This window comes from Oleiphilus sp. HI0132 (assembly GCF_001635845.1).
This window is the reverse complement of record NZ_LWGJ01001328.1, coordinates 1-1,571: the sequence shown is the minus strand read 5'-3', so window position 1 is coordinate 1,571 and position 1,571 is coordinate 1. Positions and strand designations below refer to the sequence as shown.

General features: G+C 42.8%; 2 protein-coding genes. One reads left to right on the top strand and one right to left on the bottom strand.

The genetic code is table 11. The features are described 5' to 3' along the window. On the bottom strand, positions 1 to 447 hold a 447-nt coding region (locus tag A3766_RS20270; protein ID WP_255375624.1), incomplete at its 3' end, for an FGGY family carbohydrate kinase. Between the two features lie 157 nt (positions 448 to 604). Between A3766_RS20270 and A3766_RS20265 the strand changes: the two genes are divergently transcribed. Then, a complete protein-coding gene (locus A3766_RS20265; RefSeq protein ID WP_068642873.1) occupies positions 605 to 1,363 on the top strand; it encodes a DeoR/GlpR family transcriptional regulator in 759 nt (252 codons plus the stop codon). Positions 1,364 to 1,571: the final 208 nt, after the last annotated feature.

Genomic DNA, 1,571 nt, shown 5'->3' with positions numbered 1-1,571 from the left:
ATCATCGACATTATCAAGAATCCAACGAATCTTACTCGCTGAGAAGTATGGGTCTACCAACAAGCCAGTCTTTTCAGAAATAGTATCTTCCAAGCCTTTATCTTTCAGGCTCTGGCAAAACTCAGAGGTTCGGCGATCCTGCCAAACAATTGCCGGATAGATTGCCTTTCCTGTCTTTCTATCCCAAACAATCGTCGTCTCCCGCTGATTGGTAATACCAATCCCCATTACCTGGTCGGATTCAAGATCTAATTTGGCAAGAACTTGCTTGATTACGCTGACAGTCGTACTCCATATTTCTTCTGGATCATGTTCGACCCATCCATCGTTTGGAAAGTGCTGGGTAAATTCAGCTTGCGCAGTAAACGCTACACGGCCTTGGTGATCAAATAGTAAAGCACGTGAGCTTGTCGTCCCTTGATCAATAGAAAGAATGAACTGAGCCATATTATGATCCCTAAAAATATTATTTTGTCGTATAGTTCAATACACTTACATGTGTAAATGTTATTATTTCAATATTAGCCAGGTGTGCAGGTGAAGGGTTCTTCTATATTGCACGACCTATGCTTTCGTTAACTGTTTATAAGAAGTCTGCGTTACCATGAAACAAAGTGAAAGACACTCTCGTATCATAGAGATCGTAAGTAGTTCCGGGTTTGCAACAATTGAAGAGCTTGCCAGCAAATTTGATGTTACACCACAAACCATTCGTCGAGACTTAAAAGAGCTCGACAACGAAAACAAGATCCAACGTTTTCACGGCGGCGCAGGCCTTAGCTCCACTATTTTAAATACCTCTTACTCTAACCGTAAAGTTGCTTTCCTCAAAGAAAAGCAGCGTATTGCTGAAGCCGTGGCGCTAGAGATTCCTGACCACTCTTCTATCTTCATCAATATCGGCACCACCACTGAAGCAATAGCCCAGGCACTTCTCAACCACAATAACCTCACGGTGATTACTAACAACCTTCACGTAGCGAGCATCTTGAGCACCAAAGATGACTTTACAATTATTATCGCGGGCGGTGTTGTCCGCAATCGTGATGGAGGTGTAATGGGTGAAGCAACGATAGATTTCGTCAGCCAGTTTAAAGTCGACTACGCGATCATTGGCATCAGCGGTGTCGACGATACAGGTGACCTGCTCGACTTCGACTATCAGGAAGTGAGAGTTTCTCGAGCAATTGTCGAGAACTCCCGCAATATTTTCCTTGCCGCTGACCATTCAAAATTCGGACGGGATGCCTTAACTCGGCTTGGTAACATTGCCGAAGCTCATCATATATTTACCAGTGAAACACCACCGGAAAGCATCGTAAGTATTCTGAATAAAGAAAATATCAAGCTTACCGTCGCCTAACCCCTACCAACTCAACCCTGCATCGACGCCTTACTGAACCTGCGTCGATGTTTGTTTATCACTTCTACATAGCTATTTTTCACGCGCCATTTATAACAATTCACGCCGTCCTATTCTAAGATTATTTTCAATTAATTTTCAGAAAGCCTAATTCTGTCACGCTTTTTCGAAAAACTGTTGAACAATTATTACATTTCGCCTAGCCAAA